We start from the raw sequence: 15,389 nt of genomic DNA, 5'->3' as shown, positions 1-15,389 counted from the left end.
CGCAGCTAGGGTCGTGGGCGGAAGGGTGACATGCGATACATCGAAGACGAGGGCCGGATCGTCTGGAGCGCGAGCGACCTGACGGCTGCCGCCGAATGCGAGTTCGCGTGGCTGCGCGCGATCGACGCGAAGCTCGGGCGGGTGCCGGCGGTCGACGATCCCGTCGACGCGACGCGCGAGCGGGCGGGGCGCCTCGGAACGGTGCACGAGCGTCGGGTGCTCGAGCGGTATCGCGACTCCCACCCCGGTGCCGTGGTGGAGATCGCCGAGACGCGCTCGTCCGACGCCGCCGCGCTGTCGGAGGCTGTCGAGGCGACCACGGCCGCGCTCGCGGACCCCTCGGTCGACGTCGTCTATCAGGCCGCCTTCTCGACCGACGAGTTCGTCGGCTTCGCCGACTTCCTGGTGCGCGACGGCGACGGTCGGTGGCAGGTCCAAGACACGAAGCTCGCCCGTCACGCGCGGGTCACGGCGCTCATGCAGCTGGCGGCGTACGTCGACCAGCTCGACCGGCTGGGCGTGCCCCGTTCCGACCGCGTGGAACTGCTGCTCGGTGACGGCTCGGTCTCCGAGCACGAGGTGCGCGACCTGATGCCGGTGTTCTCCTTGCGTCGCGAGAGGCTGCGGGCGCTCATCGCCGATCGGCAGCTCGGGCTCGGTGCCGCCGGAACCCCGCTCGCGTGGGGAGACGATCGCGGAGAGCTGCGCGTGGTCGCGTGCGGTCGGTGCGCGACGTGCGACCAGGAGGTGATCGCACACCGTGATCTCCTCCTCGTGGCGGGGATCCGCCCGGTCCAGCGCGATCGCTTGCGCGCGCAGGGGATCGACACGGTCGACGCGTTGGCCGCCGCCCGTGAGGCTCCGCCCCGCATGGCGTGGGACACCTTCTCCCACTTGCGCACGCAGGCGCGACTGCAACTGGCGAGTCCCGCCGGGGGTGTCGTGCCGCTTCACCCGGGGAGCGACCCGGCCGAGCCCGCCGCCGTCGCGGAGCCGCCTGCCGTGCCCACCTACGAGGTCGTCTTCCCGCGTGCGCTGGGCGCGCTCCCGCGGCCCGACCACGGCGACCTGTTCTTCGACTTCGAGGGCGATCCGCTCTACACCGAGGGCGGCGACGCGGGGGCGCAGTGGGGCATCGACTATCTCTTCGGCTGGGTCGACACGACGTTGCAGTACTCCGCGCTGTGGGCCCACAGCTTCGCCGAGGAGCGTCGCGCCCTCGAGCAGTTCCTCGATTTCGTGGCGCTACGGCGCCGTGCGCATCCGGGGATGCACATCTACCACTACGCGCCCTACGAGCCCACGCACCTCCTGGCCATGGCCGCGCGACACGGCGTGGGGGAGGCCGCCGTCGACACGTTGCTGCGCGAGGGCGTGTTCGTCGACCTCTATCCCATCGTGCGGCGGGCCCTGCGCGTGGGATCCCGCTCCTACTCGATCAAGAAGCTCGAGCCCCTGTACATGGGGGCGGAGGTCCGCACGAGCGACGTGCAGCGCGGCGACGACTCGATCGTCCGGTACGTCGAGGCCCGGACGCTCGCCGATGCCGGTGACGACGCCGCCGCGCGGGAGATCCTCGACGACCTGGCCGACTACAACCGGTACGACTGCGTCTCCACCCTGCGGCTGCGTGACTGGCTCGTCGACCGTGCGCGGGAGGCGGGTCTGCGGCCCTCGATCGACGCCGAGGCGCGCGAGTTCGTCTACGAGCCCTCGCCGCGCGCCGACGCCCTCTCTCGGCGGGCCGAGGCGGCCGCCGACGCGGGAGAGGCGGCGGTGGCCGAGGCGCTCCGCTTGGGCTCGGCGGCGATCGACTACTACCCGCGCGAAGCGAAGACCTTCTGGGCCACGCATTTCCTCCGCCTGCGCGAACCCGTCTCGCTGTGGGAGGAGACGCGCGACGTCGTCGTGATCGATCGGGAGCGATGCCGTGTGCTCACCGACTGGCACCTGCCGGAAGGAGGGCGAGTCCAACGACGCATCGTGGAGATCCGAGGGGAGCTCGCTCCCGGCACGCGTCTGACGGTCGGAGGCACGCCGTTCGCGGCCTACGAGGTGCCTGCGCCGTTCCCCATCGACACGAATGCCCGCTGGATCCACGCGGCGCGCACCGTGCGCGTCGTCGACGTCCTCGACGACGGCGCGGTCATCGAGGAGACCTCGATCCAGGGCTTCACCTGGCAGGAACTCCCCATCGCCCTCACCCCCGCCGCTCCGCCCCAGGCCGGCAGCCAGCAGACGGCGATCGACGAATGGGCTGATTCCGTTCTCTTCGCGGATTCCGTTCTCTCCGCGGATTCCGTTCTCTCCGCCGATTCCGTTCTCTCCGCCGCCGGTGCGATGCCGGCCGACCCCGCGACCGACCTGCTCGTCCGCCGCGCGCCGCGCACGCACGGGGGAGCGCTCACCCGCGGCGGGGGAGATGTCGCCGACATCACGGCGAGCATCCTCGACCTCGACCGCAGCTACCTCGCGGTGCAGGGGCCGCCGGGAACGGGCAAGACCTACGTCGGATCGCACGTCGTCGCCGCTCTCGTCCGTGACCATGGGTTCCGCGTGGGGGTGGTGGCGCAGTCCCACGCGGTGGTGGAGCACATGCTCGACAGAGTCATCGAGGCGGGAGTGCCCCGGGAGCGCGTCGCGAAGGCGCGCAAGTCCTCGGCGTCGGACGACGAGGTTTCCTTCACCGTCATCCCCAAGAACGGGATGGCCGCCTTCATCGCCGAGCAGCAAGGCGGGTTCGTGATCGGCGGCACGGCGTGGGACCTCAGTCACCCCGGGCGCGTCGCACGCCGCTCCCTCGATCTCCTCGTCATCGACGAGGCCGGCCAGTTCTCCCTCGCCTCCACGATCGCCGTCTCGGCGGCCGCGCAGCGACTTCTTCTGCTGGGCGATCCGCAGCAGCTCCCGCAGGTGAGTCAGGGGACGCATCCCGAGCCGGTCGACACGTCGGCGCTCGGCTGGATCATGGAGGGCGCCGCCGTGATCCCCTCCGACCGTGGCTTCTTCCTCGCCCAGACGCGAAGGATGCGCCCCGAGGTGGCCGCCCCCGTCTCGCACCTCTCGTACGAAGGACGCCTCGAGGCCTTCCCCGACACCATCGCACGACGTGTGGAGGGCGTACCGGCAGGCGTCGTCGCCGTCGCGCTCACCCACCGCGGCAACGCGACGCAGTCGGGGGAGGAAGCTGCGGCCGTCGTCGCCCTCGTCACCGACCTCGTCGGCAGATCATGGACATCGGGTGTCGACGCAGCCCCGCGCCCGCTCGCGCAGGAAGACCTGATCGTGGTCACCCCGTACAACGCGCAGCAGGTGCTCGTCGAGGAAGCGCTGGCCGCCGCCGGATTCGACCGCGTGCCGGTCGGCACGGTCGACCGGTTCCAGGGGCAGGAGGCCGCCGTGGCGATCGTGTCCCTCGCCGCCTCGTCGGGACGCGACGCGCCGCGAGGGCTCGAGTTCCTGTTGCTGCAGAACCGGATCAACGTGGCGATCTCCCGCGCGATGCACACCGCGTATGTCGTCTACGGCACCGGTTTGCTCGACGACCTCCCTCGGACGCCGGAGGGCGTGGCGCGATTGAGCGCGTTCGCCCGTCTCGTCGGTGCGGCCTGAGGTCCGCCGGCACCCCCGTAGACTCGCAGGACCGACCGAGGAGAGCTCATGAGCGATGAGGCACCCCGCCACTTCGAGATCGACATGCCACCCAAGGCCGTCGCCGGCAGCTACGCCGATTTCGCCAACGTGTGGCACACCCCCGACGTGTTCGTCATGGACTTCGTCTCCCTCGTCCGGCCTCCGCACGAAGGGACCGATGCCGACGGCAACACCGTCACCGTCGTCCCGGGTCAGGTGGTGCAGAGGGTGCGCATCCCCCCGGAGCAGGTGTTCGAGCTCGCCAAGGCGCTCACGCAGCAACTGGAGTTCTGGGAGCAGGAGAACGGGCGCCGCTCCACCGGCGGCTAGACCGTGCCGTACAGGCGGTCGCCCGCGTCGCCGAGTCCCGGAACGATGTAGCCCTTCTCGTTGAGACGCTCGTCGAGCGCTCCGAGCACGAGGGTCACGTCGCGATCGCCCACTTGCGCCTCGATCGCTGCGACGCCCTCCGGGGCGCCGAGGATGCAGATGGCCGTGACGTCCTGCGCGCCGCGCGCGAAGAGGAAGTCGATGGCGGCCCCGAGCGAACCGCCGGTGGCGAGCATCGGGTCGAGCACGAAGCACTGGCGATCGCTGAGGTCGGTGGGCAGCCGCTCGGCGTAGGTCGTCGGCTCGAACGTCTCCTCGTTGCGCGCCATCCCGAGGAACCCGACCTCTGCGGTCGGAAGGAGCTTGACCATGCCGTCGAGCATGCCGAGACCCGCACGGAGGATCGGGACCACGATCGGTCGCGGCTCGCTGATGCGCACGCCCGTCGTCGTGGTCACGGGCGTCGTGATCTCGACCTCCTCCACCCGCACGGCCCGCGTGGCCTCGTAGGCGAGGAGGGTGACCAGTTCCTCGGTGAGTTGGCGGAACACGGGCGAAGGCGTGCGCGCGTCGCGCAGCACCGTCAGCTTGTGAGTGATGAGGGGGTGGTCGGCGACGTGCACACGCATAGTGACAGGTTACCGGGGCGTACGCTGGGCCCGTGAGTCTGCCCGCCCGAGAGACCGACGTCGCCGCGATGGATCGCGCACTCGACCTCGCTCGGGAAGCCGCGGCGCACGGGGACATCCCCGTCGGAGCCGTCGTGACCGACATCGCCGGCGAGGTGCGCGGAGAAGGGCGGAATCAGCGCGATCTGTATCGCGACCCCTTCGCCCACGCCGAGATCGCGGCGCTGCGCGCCGCGGCGGCGGCCACGGGCTCGTGGAATCTCGAGCACTGCACCCTCGTCGTCACCCTCGAGCCGTGTGTCATGTGTGCCGGAGCGATCTCACAGGCGCGGGTCGGTCGCGTGGTCTTCGGCGCGTGGGACGAGAAGGCGGGGGCGGCCGGGTCGCTCTACGACGTGCTGCGCGATCGTCGGCTGCCGCATCGCTCGGAGGTCGTCGGCGGAGTGCGAGAGGCGGAGGCCGCTGCGCTGCTGAGAGCGTTCTTCCTGGACCGCCGCGACCCGTAAGCCGCGCGCGGCGCCCGGCGGTTCAGTCGCTGGAGGCGAGGACGATCGTCTCGGTCGCGGGCGGTGTCCTGTGCGCGTCGAGGCCGATGCACGGCTCGATGGACACTCGATCTGCGCCCGGGACGAGCTCGCGCACCCGCGCGGCGATCTCGCGGAGGACGAGCGCGACCTCTCCGAACATCAAGTCGGGCGGGAAGGAGACCGTCACGAGGACGACGGGTCGGTCCTCGCTGGTCCAGCGGGTGGTGACGTCGAGGATGCGGTGGGTCTCGCTCTCCTCGCAGAGGACGTCGGCGACGGCGTCTCGGATGGCGGGGGCATCGAGCAGCGCGATGTTCATGCTCTCGACGCTACTGACCGGTCACATCCGAGGATGCGGCTGCGCGCCGTGGAAATGCCGCCGTCAGTCCGACGAGCTGATGATGATCGCCTCGGTCGGCGGCGCCGGAGAAGCCGGCTGGCCGATGTAGCCGATCACCGAGAGGAGCGCTCGGCGCACTTCCGACGGCCGCTCCAGGTGGGGGGAGTGGCCCACGCCCTCCAGCCGCACCTCGGTGACCTGGCCGCCCGCGGCTCGGTAGGCCTCCAGGACGTCGCGGGTCTGAGACACCATCTCCTGCGGCGGCGCCAGGTCGGGGCCCGGCCAGTCGGCGAGGATTCCCGCGGCGCCCCGCTGATTGGTCTCCCACGGCGAGGCGTCGGAGACGAGGGCGTCGGCGGTGCCGTGCACCCAGAGGATCGGGGGCTTCGGCGACAGGTCGACGATCGCCGACGCGTCGAAGTACCGGGGGGCCAGCGCGTTGACCACGCCGGTCGTCCCTGCCGCGTATCCCGGCCAGTGCGGGCTCGGCACCTCGTCGCCCGGATAGTTCCCGGTCGCCGTCGAGGTCGCCAGCATCGCCTCGACCCAGACGTCTTCATACGTGGAGGAGTAGCCGGACGCGACGAAGAGGGAACGGAAGACGTTCCGCGGCGACGTGGGAGCCTCCTCGCTCGTGTCGCGATCGATGAGTCGCTGGATGAGGTCGGGATCGATCGTGCCTCCGCCGCAGCCGGCGTCGTCGTCGGTCACGCGCGTGCCATCGCGGCGCGTGCCGCCGAAGCCGTAGGGGGAGACGGGAGCCTGCAGGGTCATCGACAGCACGGGGTGGTCGAGTGCGTACTGCAGGACGACGGCCCCTCCGAGGCCCCAGCCGACGAGGTGCGCGGTGGGGATCTCCAGTGCTGCCAGGGTCGCGGCAACGTCGTCGCTGAAGTCCCGAACTCCGCGCGTCGCGTCCACCGGCGCGTGCTCGGTCGCCCCGAAGCCGCGCAGGTCGATCGCGATGACGCGCAGGTCGCTCGGGAGGTCCTGCATGAGCTCTTGCCAGATGAGGCTCGACGAGAGGCTGTCATGGACGAGAGCGACCGTGCGCTCCGGCGGTGTCGTGACGTCGTCGCCCGTGCGCTCCAGAATGCCCACGGTGAGTCGATCCGTCTCGACCAGCCGAGAAGTGATGCCATCGAAGAGGGTCATGACGCGGGTCCTTCGTCGTTGCGGCGGGGCGCCGGCGCCCCGGGATTTCCACTCTAGCCGCGTGCGGGCGAGCCGCCCGTGCCGGCGGCGACGATGCCAGGATGGAGGGATGCAACATGCTCCGCTCCCTTCGATCGCGATCCTCGGTGCCGGCTCGATGGGAGGCGCCATCGCTCAGGGGCTGGCTCGCTCCGGCGAGGCCTCCCGCGTCGTGGCGACCAACCGCACCGCCGCGCGCGCCTCGTCGCTGGCTGGTCTCGACGGTGTCGTCAGCGTGGCGCTGGAAGAGGCCCCGGCGGCAAACACGGACGCCGCTGCGGCGGCCGACATCGTCCTCATCGGCGTGAAGCCGCTCATGGTCCCGGATCTGCTCCGTGAGATCGCTCCGGTCCTCCGCCCCGGAACGATCCTGGTGAGCCTGGCGGCAGGGGTGACCATCGCGACCTTCGAGGGCATCGTCGGCGACGGTGTCCCCGTCGTGCGGTCGATGCCGAACACGCCCGCGGTCGTCGGCAAGGCGGTCACGGGACTTGCGGCCGGATCTTCGGTCTCCGTGGACGAGATGGCGCTCGTTCGACGACTGTTCGAGACGTGCGGCGCCGTCATCGAGGTCGCGGAGGACCAGATCGACGCACTGTCGACGATCTCCGGCTCCGGTCCCGCCTATGTGTTCCTCCTCATCGAGGAGCTCACCGAGGCCGCCCGAGGAAAGGGCTTCTCGGAGGAGGACGCGCGGATGATGGCCGAACAGACCTTCATCGGCGCGGCCGCGCTGCTGGAGGCGACCGGGGAAGACCCGGCCGAGCTGCGTCGGCGGGTGACGAGCCCGAAGGGGACGACCGAGCGCGCCGTCGGCGTGCTGCAGGGCGCCAACCTGGCGGGGCTGTTCGCCGAGGCGACCGACGCCGCTCTGGCCCGCGCGCGGGAGCTCGCCGCCGGCTCCTGACCTGGCCGCGCCGCCCGCTTCAGCGGTCGGGCGAGATCAGCGGTCGAGAGAGGCGAAGCGCTCGATGTCGGAGTTCGTCCCCGACACGATGATGAGGTCGTGGTTGGTGACGACGGTATCGGCCTCGGCGTAGCGGAACGGCTTGCCGGGGCTCTTCACCCCGACCACCGTCACGTTGTACTTGGTGCGCACGCCCGACTCGTTCAGCCCCACCCCCCGGATGAACTTCGGCGGGTACATCTTGGCGAGTACGAAGTCGTCGTCGAACCGGATGAAGTCGAGCATGCGGCCGCTGACGAGGTGCGCGACGCGCTCACCCGCCTCGCGTTCCGGGTAGATGACGTGGTTGGCGCCGACGCGGGCGAGGATCTTGCCGTGCGACTGCGAGACGGCCTTGGCCCAGATCTGCGGCACCTTGAGGTCGACGAGATTCGCGGTGATCAGCACCGACGCCTCGATCGAGGAGCCGGTCGCCACGATCGCCACCTGGAAGTCCTGCGCACCGATCTGCTTGAGCGCCTCGATGTTGCGCGCGTCGGTCTGCACGGCGTGGGTGACGCGCTCCGACCACTTCTGGACCAGCTCCAGGTTCGCGTCGATCGCCAGGACCTCGCGGTCCAGCCGGTCGAGCTCCCCCGCGCACGCGGCGCCGAACCGGCCGAGGCCGATGACGAGCACGGGAGCATCGTTGCGGATCTGCTCAACCAACGATCGGCCTTTCGACGGGAAGCGAGTAGTGCTGCGAGCGGCTCGTGGCCGCCACGGCCGCGGCGAGTGTCACTGTACCAACGCGCCCCATGAACATGGTGGCCGCCAGGACGTAGGAGGCCGAGTCGGGGAGCTCTGAGGTCAGTCCCGTCGACAGGCCCACAGTCGCGAAGCCCGAGATGACGTCGAACAGGACGGTCTCCACCGGCGCCTGCGTGATCTGGGTGATCGTGATCGTGGAGACCGCGACGATCGTCGCCCCCCACGCGACCACCGACAGGGCGACGCGTTGCACGTCGCTCGGGATGCGCCGCCCGAAAGCCTCCACGCTCTGGCGCCCCTTCGCCTCCGACCACACGGCCAGGGCGAGGACGGCGAGCGTGGTCACCTTGATGCCTCCCGCGGTGGACGCCGAGCCGCCGCCGACGAACATGAGCATCGACCCCGCCACGAGCGAAGAGCCGTGCAGGTCGCCGATGTCGATGATGGAGAAGCCGCCCGACCGCGTCATCGCCGACAGGAAGAACGCCTGGAAGGTGGTGTCCCACGCGTCCATCGCGCCGAAGGTCTTGGGGTTGCCGTACTCCAGGAGCACGAACACCCCTGCACCGACGAAGAACAGCACGGTCGTCGTGATGAGGGTGAGCTTGGCGTGCAGCGACCAGCGGCGCACGTGCCACTGGTGCTTCCAGAGCGTGAAGATCACGGGGAAGCCGATGGACCCGAGGAAGACGCCGGTCATCAGCACCGTCAGCATGACGTAGTCGTGGGCGAACGGTGCGAGCCCTTCGGCGTTGGGGGAGAAGCCCGTGTTCGTGAACGACATCGCCGCGTAGTAGGGCGCCTCCCACAGGGCGGTGAGGGGATCCACGCCGTTGATGAGGAGCGAGGGATAGAGCAGGACGGCAAGGCCCGCCTCGATCACGAGGGTCGAGAGGGCGACGGTCGCCAGCAGCGTTCCCACTTCGCCCAGCCGCACCGTCTGACCCTCGTTGATGGGTCCGCCGTGGGCGCGCATCGGATTGGAGTCTCCTGCGGCGATGAGCTTCGCCCGCAGCCCGAGGCGCTTGGAGATCACGAGACCCAGGATGGAGGCGAGGGTCAAGACGCCGAGCGCGCCGACGTTCACTCCGATGAAGACGAAGACGTGCCCGAGCGGTGACCAGTGCGTTCCCATGTCCACCGTCGACAGGCCCGTGACGCAGATCGTCGAGACAGCCGTGAAGAGCGCGTCGGCGAGGGGCGTCGGCCGCCCGTCCGCCGCCGCGAAGGGCAGGGAGAACAGTGCTGTGAACAGGAGGATCAGCGAGCTGAAGACGAGCACGGCGAAGCGAGAGGGCGACGCGGTGGCGAGGTCGCGCAGCCGTTGCCAGAAGTGTCGTTGAGCGGTGAGCAGGCGGCGCCACGCGCGGACGCCAGCGGATTCGCCCGCCATCTGCTGCCTCTCTCTCCCGATGGACCGTTGTCATGGTACTCCGACGCGTACGCGGGCTAACCTAAGGTCATGGCGGACATCTTCGACGTGATCGCCGACGGCACTCGTCGGGACATCCTGCAGCTGCTGCGCGAACGCGGCGGCGATGGCCGCGGGACGAGCGTGTCGCAGATCGTCGCGGAGCTGGGAGTGAGCCAGCCCACCGTCTCCAAGCACCTGAAGGTGCTGCGCGAGGCCGATCTCGTCTCCGTCCGAGAAGAGGGGCAGCACCGCTATTACAGCCTGTCGCCGGAGCCGCTGGACGCTGTGGACGAGTGGCTCGTCCCCTTCATCATGGGCGACGAGCCGGTGTCGACTGCGTCGGTGACGCTGCCGGATTCCGCGGCCGCGGCCGCCGATCTCGTGGGCCGCGCAGCGGCCTCGACGAAGCACGCCATCGAGAGCGTCTTCAAGCGCATGCCCGGTCGCTGAGCGTTCTGCCGCGGATTCTCACCGGTCACAGAGGTTTACACGCGTCGCGCGGACCCTCTAGGCTGATCCCGCACCAATTGGGGACGATCTGGGGGAGAGGGATGTCGGACTTGGCGGATGTGCGCTTTTTGACCGTCGCGGAGGTCGCGGAGATCATGCGCGTGTCCAAGATGACCGTGTATCGCCTGGTCCACGCCGGCGAGCTTCCCGCGGTGCGCTTCGGTCGAAGCTATCGCGTTCCCGAGACGGCCGTCACCGCCGCTCTGCAGCGTCCGATCGCCGACGTCGGCTAGACTATCCCGAGGCATTTCTTCGGGGTGCCTGATCCCGGACGCGAACGATCGCGTCCAGACCCCTGACTTAGTGAGGTTTTCCGTGGGTTCTGTCATCAAGAAGCGCCGCAAGCGCATGGCGAAGAAGAAGCACCGCAAGCTGCTTCGTAAGACTCGCCACCAGCGCCGCAACAAGAAGTAAGCCGGCCTCGGCATCACGCCGAGCACCGGGTTGCCCCTGCGGCACAGACACCGAGCGCCCCGATCCGCCCGCGGATCCCGGGGCGCTTCGTGTTGTCCGCCGTGTCGCGGGATCGGTGTTGCAGGATGGAAGGGTGACCCGACTGACGATCATCTCGAAGCCCGACTGCCACCTCTGCGACGTGGCGCGGGAGATCGTCGAGCAGGTCGTCGCCGAGCTTGCGGACCCCGACGTCGTCGAGGTGGAGGAGAAGTCGATCCTCGACGACCCCGCCCTCTACGCGCGGTGGTGGGAGAAGATCCCGGTCGTCCTGATCGACGACGAGCTGCACGCCCACTGGCGCGTCTCGCCCGGGCGGCTGCGCGTCGCACTTTCACCCACCCCTGCGGAGGAGACCCGATGACGATCCGCCATGTCGTGGCCTGGAAGCTGGCCGCCGTCGACGATGCCGTCCGCGGCGAGCAGGCCGCCGAGGTCGCGCGACGCTTGACGAGCCTCGTCGGCGTCGTGCCATCGATCCGTGCGCTGTCCGCGGGGCCGAACGCGGCCTATGCCCAGCAGAACGTCGATGTCGCCGTCGTGATCGACTTCGACGACGTGCAGGGCCTCGACGAGTATCAGTCGCACCCCGCGCACCAGGATGTCGCCGCATACATCCGCAGCGTCGTCAGTCATCGGATGGCCGTCGACTTCGAGGTCGTCTCGTCCTGACCCGCCGATGCGGTAGCGATCTCGATCAGCGGGAGCGCGGTCGCGTGACGACCGGCACGTCGGCGAACGCGATGCGGACCAGATCGTCGTAGTCGACGCGTTCTCCGGCCGCGTGCTGCACGGTCAGCAGCGCTCCGTCGTCGGTGCGTACGAGCGTGCGGCGGTAGCTGCCGAGGAAGGTGCTCTCCTGCACGGTGGCAGCGATTCCGCCGGCGACGACGAGCCTCACGTTCTCGGGCCGCACGAACACGTCGACCTCGCCGTCGGCGGTGGCGATCTGCGGCGAGAGATCCTGCGATCCGATGTGCACGCGACCGCCCCGCACCATGCCGGGCACCACGCTGGACACCCCGACGAAGGCGGCGACCTCGGGGCTCGCCGGGCGGAGGTAGAGGTCCTCCGGTGAACCGACCTGCTCGATGCGCCCCGCGTTCATCACCGCTATGCGGTCGGACACCGCCAGCGCCTCCTCCTGATCGTGTGTGACGAACACCGTCGTGATCCCGAGGCGCAGCTGGATGCGTCGGATCTCGTCGCGCAGCTGTACGCGCACTTTCGCGTCGAGCGCCGAGAGCGGTTCGTCGAGCAGCAGTACCCGCGGTTCGGTGACGAGTGCGCGCGCCAGAGCGACCCGTTGCTGCTGACCGCCCGAGAGCTCGTGCGGGAAGCGGCCCGCGAGGTGATCGAGGCCGACCAGGGCGAGGGCGTCGTGCGCGCGGGAGGAGGCCTCCGGCATCCGCACGCGGCGTCGCCGCAGTCCGAACGCCACATTGTCGACGACGCGCAGGTGCGGGAACAACGAGTACGACTGGAACACCATGCCGATGTCGCGCTTGTTGGTCGGCACGGTCGACACGTCGCGCCCGCCCAGCACCACGGCACCGCCCGAGGAGGGTTCGAGACCGGCGAGCACGCGCAGCGCGGTGGTCTTGCCGCACCCGGACGGGCCCAGCAGCGAGACGAACTCGCCGGGGGCGATGTCGAGGCTGAAGTCGTGGAGCACCCGGGTCGTGCCGTAGTCCTTCACCACGCCGCGGAACTCCACGCGCGTCCCCGTGCGCGCTTCGGCGAGGAGGGTGTTGTCGGACGTGCGGGGGAGGGCGCGAACGGGGCTGTCGGCGGTGGTCATGAAGAGGCCTTTCGCGGGCGGGCTGCCGCCACTCGTGAGATCAGCAGCAGGAGGGTGAAGACGAAGGAGAGCGAGAGCAGCGTGAACATCGCCGAGGCGTACGGGTCGATCTTGTTGGAGACCACGAGCGCCGTCTGGAGGACCTGTCGGCCCAGCAACGACGCGATGGTGAACTCGCCCAGGACCACGGCGACCGAGATGAGCGAGGCGGCCAGCAGCCCCTGCCGGAGGTTGGGGACGAGCACGCGGAGGATCACCGCGCCCCACCCGGCACCCAGCGAGCGCGCGGCTTCGGTGAGGGTCCGGAGGTCCACGGCGGCGATCGAGGCCTGGATGGCCCGATACGCGAAGGGGAGCACGGTGACGCCGTACGCGAAGGCAAGGGTCCACGTTCCCGTTCCCAGCGTGCGGCCGATCTGCAGGTAGAGGGGAGCAAGCCCCACGACGAGCACGATCGCCGGGATCGAGATCGGCAGTAGCGCAAGGAACTCGAACGCCGCGCGGAGTCGAGGAAAGCGCAGCTCCACGAGGATCATCGTCGGGAGCAGCAGCACCAGGACGATCGCCACGGTGACCGCCGCGAGGGTGAGCGAGTTCGTCAGCCCGACCAAGATCGGGGTGAGCACGGTGCTGCCTGCAGGGTCGAACACCCGCAGCCAGTGCGCGAGCGTCAGGCCGCCGGTGCGTGGATCGCGGACCGTGTAGACCGTCGTCGCGAGGAACGGGACCGCGAAGAGGGTTCCGACCGTCAGGCCGATCGTCCAGCGGATCGCCCGAGACGGCGTGACCGTCGTGGCAGAGCCGCCGCTCATGACCGCCACCGTGCCGCTCGTCGCTGGACGATCGAATAGAGCGCCATGACCACCCCGACGACGGCGATCATCCCGAGCGCGAGGGCACCGGCGAGGTTCTCCCGTCCGAGCACCGTCTCGCTGGTGAGGGCGGCGCGGATCTGGAGCGGGACGATCTGCGACCCCTGACTGGCCAGCGCCGCCGCCGTCGCGTACGACGAGAACGCGTTGGCGAACAGCAGCAGGAAGCTCGCCCAGAACGAGGGCGCGAGCACGGGCATCCCGATCCGGATCCAGAAGCTCGTACGGCTGCCGCCGAGCACGAGGTTCGCCTCGCTCCACTGCGGCTTGAGGGCTGAGAGGGCGGGGAGGAAGGTGATGACCATCAACGGGACCTGGAAGAAGACGTAGGGGAGGATGAGGCCGGGCACCGAGTACAGCCAAGACCCCGGCTGGAGGTCGATACCGAACCCGTCGCGCAGCAGCACCGTGACCACACCCTGGACGCCGATCGTGGCGATGAAGACGAACGCCAGCATGACCCCGCCGAACTGGGCGAGCACGCCCGTCGCGGCGTCGAGGGTGCTCCGCATCCGGCTCGTCTCCGGAAGGCCCATCGCGGCGTAGCAGACGAGGGCTCCGACCAGGGCACCGATGCCCGCGGTCAGCAATGACAGCCACGTCGTGTTCCAGAACGTGAGCACGATGACGGGGTCGACGAGCGCTGTCGCGTTCGCCCAGGTGAATCCGCCGTCGGCGTCGACGAAGCCGGTGGCCACGGCGAGGACCGTCGGGAGAGCGAGGAACAGCGCCAGGTAGACCGCGAAGGGCAGCAGCCCGATCCAGTCGAGGTCGCGCCGCCGGGATCCACGTCGGCCGAACGCTCGTCGCCGAGCGGGCGGAGCACCGGGCTCCACCCGCTCGGCGATGGCGTGGTCGCTGACCAGGGAGGTCACTGGACCGCCGAGGCCCACTTCTCGCCCAGCAGGGTGCCGGCCGCCGTGCTCTGCTCCTCGGTGGGAACGACCGTCGTCGCCGGTGCCGCGGGGAGTGCGGCGGCGAGGTCGGCGTCGATCGTGCCGGCCGTCGTCATCGCCTCCATGCGTGCCGGGCGCGCGCCACCCTTGAGCCAGAGGTTCTGCACCTCGTCGCTGTAGAGGAACTCCTGCCAGAGGCGCGCGGCGGCCGGGTGCGGGGCGTCCTTGTTGATGGCCTGGTTGTAGTACCCCGCGTACCCCGTGCCAGCGAAGACCTTGACCTTCCAGTCCGGGTTGGTCGAGGCGTGCGTCGCGTTCAGGTAGTCCCAGTCGAAGACGACGGGGGTCTCACCGCTGCTGATGGTGCCCGTCGTCACGTCGACCTTCAAGAGGTTCCCGGCCTTCTGCAGGTCGGCGAAGAAGTCGATGCCGGGCTGGAAGTCATCGAGCGTGCCACCGTTCTGGACGGTGGCGAGTCCGACGGCCGCGAAGGCGGCGCCGGCTTGCGTGGGGTCACCGTTGATGGCGACCGAACCCTTGTACTCGGACCCGAGCAGGTCGGTGATCTCGGCCGGCTCCGGGAAGCGGCTGGAGTCGTAGCCGACCGACATGTAGCCGCCGTAATCGCCGACGAACAGCCCGGTCGACTCTTTCAGGGCGTCCGGGATGTCGTCCCACGTCTGCACCTTGTAGGGCGCGAACACGTCGGTGTTCTGGAGGGCGACGGTGAGGCCGATGTCGAAGACGTCGGGGGCGGTGTCCAGCCCCTGGTTGGTCTTGGCCGCCTGGATCTCCTCGGCGCTGGAGACGTCGGGAGACTGCTCCTGGACCGCGATCTCGGGGTAGCGGCTCGTGAACAGGTCGATGATCTCGCCGTAGTTGGCCCAGTCGCGCGGCAGGGCGATGACGTTGAGAGCGCCCTCCGCCTTGGCGGCGGCCTCGAGATCGGCGAACGTGCCGAAGTCGGCGACGCTCGTGGCGGTGGACGCATCCGTTCCCGACGGATCGGTGGATGAACCAGGGCTCGCAACTGCCGTGGCGCACCCGGCGAGGGTCAGCGCGGCGGCCGTGGTGAGGGCGACGGCGGCGCCCAGGCGCCGCAGGGTCATGGTGTGCATGTGTTCCTCTCGGGT

The 15,389-nt window shown here is 69.8% G+C and carries 18 protein-coding genes; 9 read left to right on the top strand and 9 right to left on the bottom strand.

The features are described 5' to 3' along the window. The first annotated feature begins 30 nt into the window (after positions 1–30). Positions 31–3,612 (top strand): TM0106 family RecB-like putative nuclease, encoded by a 3,582-nt coding sequence (locus tag QM591_RS04375; RefSeq protein ID WP_415129988.1) that lies wholly within the window; start codon positions 31–33, stop codon positions 3,610–3,612. 48 nt (positions 3,613–3,660) lie between these two features. Next, positions 3,661–3,963 carry a DUF3467 domain-containing protein gene (locus tag QM591_RS04370; RefSeq protein ID WP_415129986.1) on the top strand — a complete coding sequence of 101 codons (303 nt, stop codon included), beginning with the start codon at positions 3,661–3,663 and terminating at the stop codon, positions 3,961–3,963. On the opposite strand, the gene upp is transcribed toward QM591_RS04370, so the two are convergent. Further along, complete coding sequence (gene upp, locus QM591_RS04365) at positions 3,960–4,592, bottom strand: uracil phosphoribosyltransferase (RefSeq protein ID WP_415129984.1); 633 nt, start codon at positions 4,590–4,592, stop codon at positions 3,960–3,962. The genes QM591_RS04370 and upp overlap by 4 nt on opposite strands. 32 nt (positions 4,593–4,624) lie before the next feature. Between upp and QM591_RS04360 the strand changes: the two genes are divergently transcribed. Continuing rightward, complete coding sequence (locus tag QM591_RS04360; RefSeq protein ID WP_415129982.1) at positions 4,625–5,098, top strand: nucleoside deaminase; 474 nt, start codon at positions 4,625–4,627, stop codon at positions 5,096–5,098. Between the two features lie 22 nt (positions 5,099–5,120). Here QM591_RS04360 and QM591_RS04355 read toward each other — a convergent pair whose 3' ends face one another. Together QM591_RS04355 and QM591_RS04350 are read right to left on the bottom strand one after the other, a co-directional pair. Further along, positions 5,121–5,438, bottom strand: coding sequence for a hypothetical protein (locus QM591_RS04355; RefSeq protein WP_415129980.1), 318 nt, complete (start codon positions 5,436–5,438; stop codon positions 5,121–5,123). Positions 5,439–5,501: 63 nt separating this feature from the next. Further along, positions 5,502–6,614 (bottom strand): alpha/beta hydrolase, encoded by a 1,113-nt coding sequence (locus QM591_RS04350; RefSeq protein WP_415129978.1) that lies wholly within the window; start codon positions 6,612–6,614, stop codon positions 5,502–5,504. A gap of 109 nt (positions 6,615–6,723) precedes the next feature. Between QM591_RS04350 and proC the strand changes: the two genes are divergently transcribed. Continuing rightward, on the top strand, positions 6,724–7,560 hold the full coding sequence (gene proC, locus QM591_RS04345; RefSeq protein WP_415129976.1) for a pyrroline-5-carboxylate reductase: 837 nt from the start codon (positions 6,724–6,726) through the stop codon (positions 7,558–7,560). Between the two features lie 36 nt (positions 7,561–7,596). Here proC and QM591_RS04340 read toward each other — a convergent pair whose 3' ends face one another. Beyond that, a complete protein-coding gene (locus QM591_RS04340) occupies positions 7,597–8,268 on the bottom strand; it encodes a potassium channel family protein (RefSeq protein WP_067167023.1) in 672 nt (223 codons plus the stop codon). After that, a complete protein-coding gene (locus tag QM591_RS04335; protein WP_415129973.1) occupies positions 8,261–9,703 on the bottom strand; it encodes a TrkH family potassium uptake protein in 1,443 nt (480 codons plus the stop codon). The genes QM591_RS04340 and QM591_RS04335 overlap by 8 nt, the downstream gene beginning before the upstream one ends. Before the next feature lie 69 nt (positions 9,704–9,772). On the opposite strand from QM591_RS04335, the gene QM591_RS04330 reads away from it, so the two are divergent. From QM591_RS04330 to QM591_RS04310, 5 genes are all read left to right on the top strand, one after another. Then, positions 9,773–10,174, top strand: a complete 402-nt coding sequence (locus tag QM591_RS04330; protein WP_415129971.1) for an ArsR/SmtB family transcription factor — start codon at positions 9,773–9,775, stop codon at positions 10,172–10,174. A gap of 101 nt (positions 10,175–10,275) precedes the next feature. Further along, positions 10,276–10,467, top strand: coding sequence for a helix-turn-helix domain-containing protein (locus tag QM591_RS04325; RefSeq protein WP_067167033.1), 192 nt, complete (start codon positions 10,276–10,278; stop codon positions 10,465–10,467). 82 nt (positions 10,468–10,549) lie between these two features. Further along, positions 10,550–10,648: a 30S ribosomal protein bS22 gene (locus QM591_RS04320; protein WP_003792170.1), complete on the top strand. Its 99-nt coding sequence runs from the start codon at positions 10,550–10,552 to the stop codon at positions 10,646–10,648. Between the two features lie 133 nt (positions 10,649–10,781). After that, the gene (locus QM591_RS04315) at positions 10,782–11,051 is read left to right on the top strand and encodes a glutaredoxin family protein (RefSeq protein ID WP_415129969.1); all 270 of its coding nucleotides are present in this window, start codon (positions 10,782–10,784) and stop codon (positions 11,049–11,051) included. Then, positions 11,048–11,359 (top strand): Dabb family protein, encoded by a 312-nt coding sequence (locus QM591_RS04310; protein ID WP_415129967.1) that lies wholly within the window; start codon positions 11,048–11,050, stop codon positions 11,357–11,359. Before QM591_RS04315 ends, QM591_RS04310 begins: the two co-directional genes overlap by 4 nt. 25 nt (positions 11,360–11,384) lie before the next feature. Here QM591_RS04310 and QM591_RS04305 read toward each other — a convergent pair whose 3' ends face one another. The 4 genes from QM591_RS04305 to QM591_RS04290 are packed head-to-tail and all read right to left on the bottom strand — an operon-like array spanning position 11,385 to position 15,365. Then, positions 11,385–12,488: an ABC transporter ATP-binding protein gene (locus QM591_RS04305; protein ID WP_415129965.1), complete on the bottom strand. Its 1,104-nt coding sequence runs from the start codon at positions 12,486–12,488 to the stop codon at positions 11,385–11,387. Further along, positions 12,485–13,300, bottom strand: coding sequence for an ABC transporter permease (locus tag QM591_RS04300; RefSeq protein ID WP_415129963.1), 816 nt, complete (start codon positions 13,298–13,300; stop codon positions 12,485–12,487). The genes QM591_RS04305 and QM591_RS04300 overlap by 4 nt, the downstream gene beginning before the upstream one ends. Beyond that, positions 13,297–14,235 carry an ABC transporter permease gene (locus QM591_RS04295; protein ID WP_415129961.1) on the bottom strand — a complete coding sequence of 313 codons (939 nt, stop codon included), beginning with the start codon at positions 14,233–14,235 and terminating at the stop codon, positions 13,297–13,299. Before QM591_RS04295 ends, QM591_RS04300 begins: the two co-directional genes overlap by 4 nt. Continuing rightward, on the bottom strand, positions 14,232–15,365 hold the full coding sequence (locus tag QM591_RS04290) for an ABC transporter substrate-binding protein (protein ID WP_415130024.1): 1,134 nt from the start codon (positions 15,363–15,365) through the stop codon (positions 14,232–14,234). The genes QM591_RS04295 and QM591_RS04290 overlap by 4 nt, the downstream gene beginning before the upstream one ends. Between the last annotated feature and the right edge of the window lie 24 nt (positions 15,366–15,389).

Source organism: Microbacterium sp. (assembly GCF_047607225.1).
GTDB lineage: Bacteria > Actinomycetota > Actinomycetes > Actinomycetales > Microbacteriaceae > Microbacterium.
Note: the sequence above shows the minus strand (reverse complement) of the source record. Positions and strands in the feature narration are given on the sequence as shown.

What these genes read in the sequence shown, in the direction of transcription:
- QM591_RS04335 (WP_415129973.1), bottom strand. Translation starts at nt 9,703, where the DNA reads ATGGCGGGCGAATCCGCTGGCGTCCGCGCGTGGCGCCGCCTGCTCACC.
- QM591_RS04350 (WP_415129978.1), bottom strand. Translation starts at nt 6,614, where the DNA reads ATGACCCTCTTCGATGGCATCACTTCTCGGCTGGTCGAGACGGATCGA.
- upp (WP_415129984.1), bottom strand. Translation starts at nt 4,592, where the DNA reads ATGCGTGTGCACGTCGCCGACCACCCCCTCATCACTCACAAGCTGACG.
- QM591_RS04310 (WP_415129967.1), top strand. Translation starts at nt 11,048, where the DNA reads ATGACGATCCGCCATGTCGTGGCCTGGAAGCTGGCCGCCGTCGACGAT.
- QM591_RS04330 (WP_415129971.1), top strand. Translation starts at nt 9,773, where the DNA reads ATGGCGGACATCTTCGACGTGATCGCCGACGGCACTCGTCGGGACATC.
- proC (WP_415129976.1), top strand. Translation starts at nt 6,724, where the DNA reads ATGCAACATGCTCCGCTCCCTTCGATCGCGATCCTCGGTGCCGGCTCG.
- QM591_RS04300 (WP_415129963.1), bottom strand. Translation starts at nt 13,300, where the DNA reads ATGAGCGGCGGCTCTGCCACGACGGTCACGCCGTCTCGGGCGATCCGC.
- QM591_RS04305 (WP_415129965.1), bottom strand. Translation starts at nt 12,488, where the DNA reads ATGACCACCGCCGACAGCCCCGTTCGCGCCCTCCCCCGCACGTCCGAC.
- QM591_RS04325 (WP_067167033.1), top strand. Translation starts at nt 10,276, where the DNA reads ATGTCGGACTTGGCGGATGTGCGCTTTTTGACCGTCGCGGAGGTCGCG.
- QM591_RS04370 (WP_415129986.1), top strand. Translation starts at nt 3,661, where the DNA reads ATGAGCGATGAGGCACCCCGCCACTTCGAGATCGACATGCCACCCAAG.
- QM591_RS04375 (WP_415129988.1), top strand. Translation starts at nt 31, where the DNA reads ATGCGATACATCGAAGACGAGGGCCGGATCGTCTGGAGCGCGAGCGAC.
- QM591_RS04290 (WP_415130024.1), bottom strand. Translation starts at nt 15,365, where the DNA reads ATGACCCTGCGGCGCCTGGGCGCCGCCGTCGCCCTCACCACGGCCGCC.
- QM591_RS04355 (WP_415129980.1), bottom strand. Translation starts at nt 5,438, where the DNA reads ATGAACATCGCGCTGCTCGATGCCCCCGCCATCCGAGACGCCGTCGCC.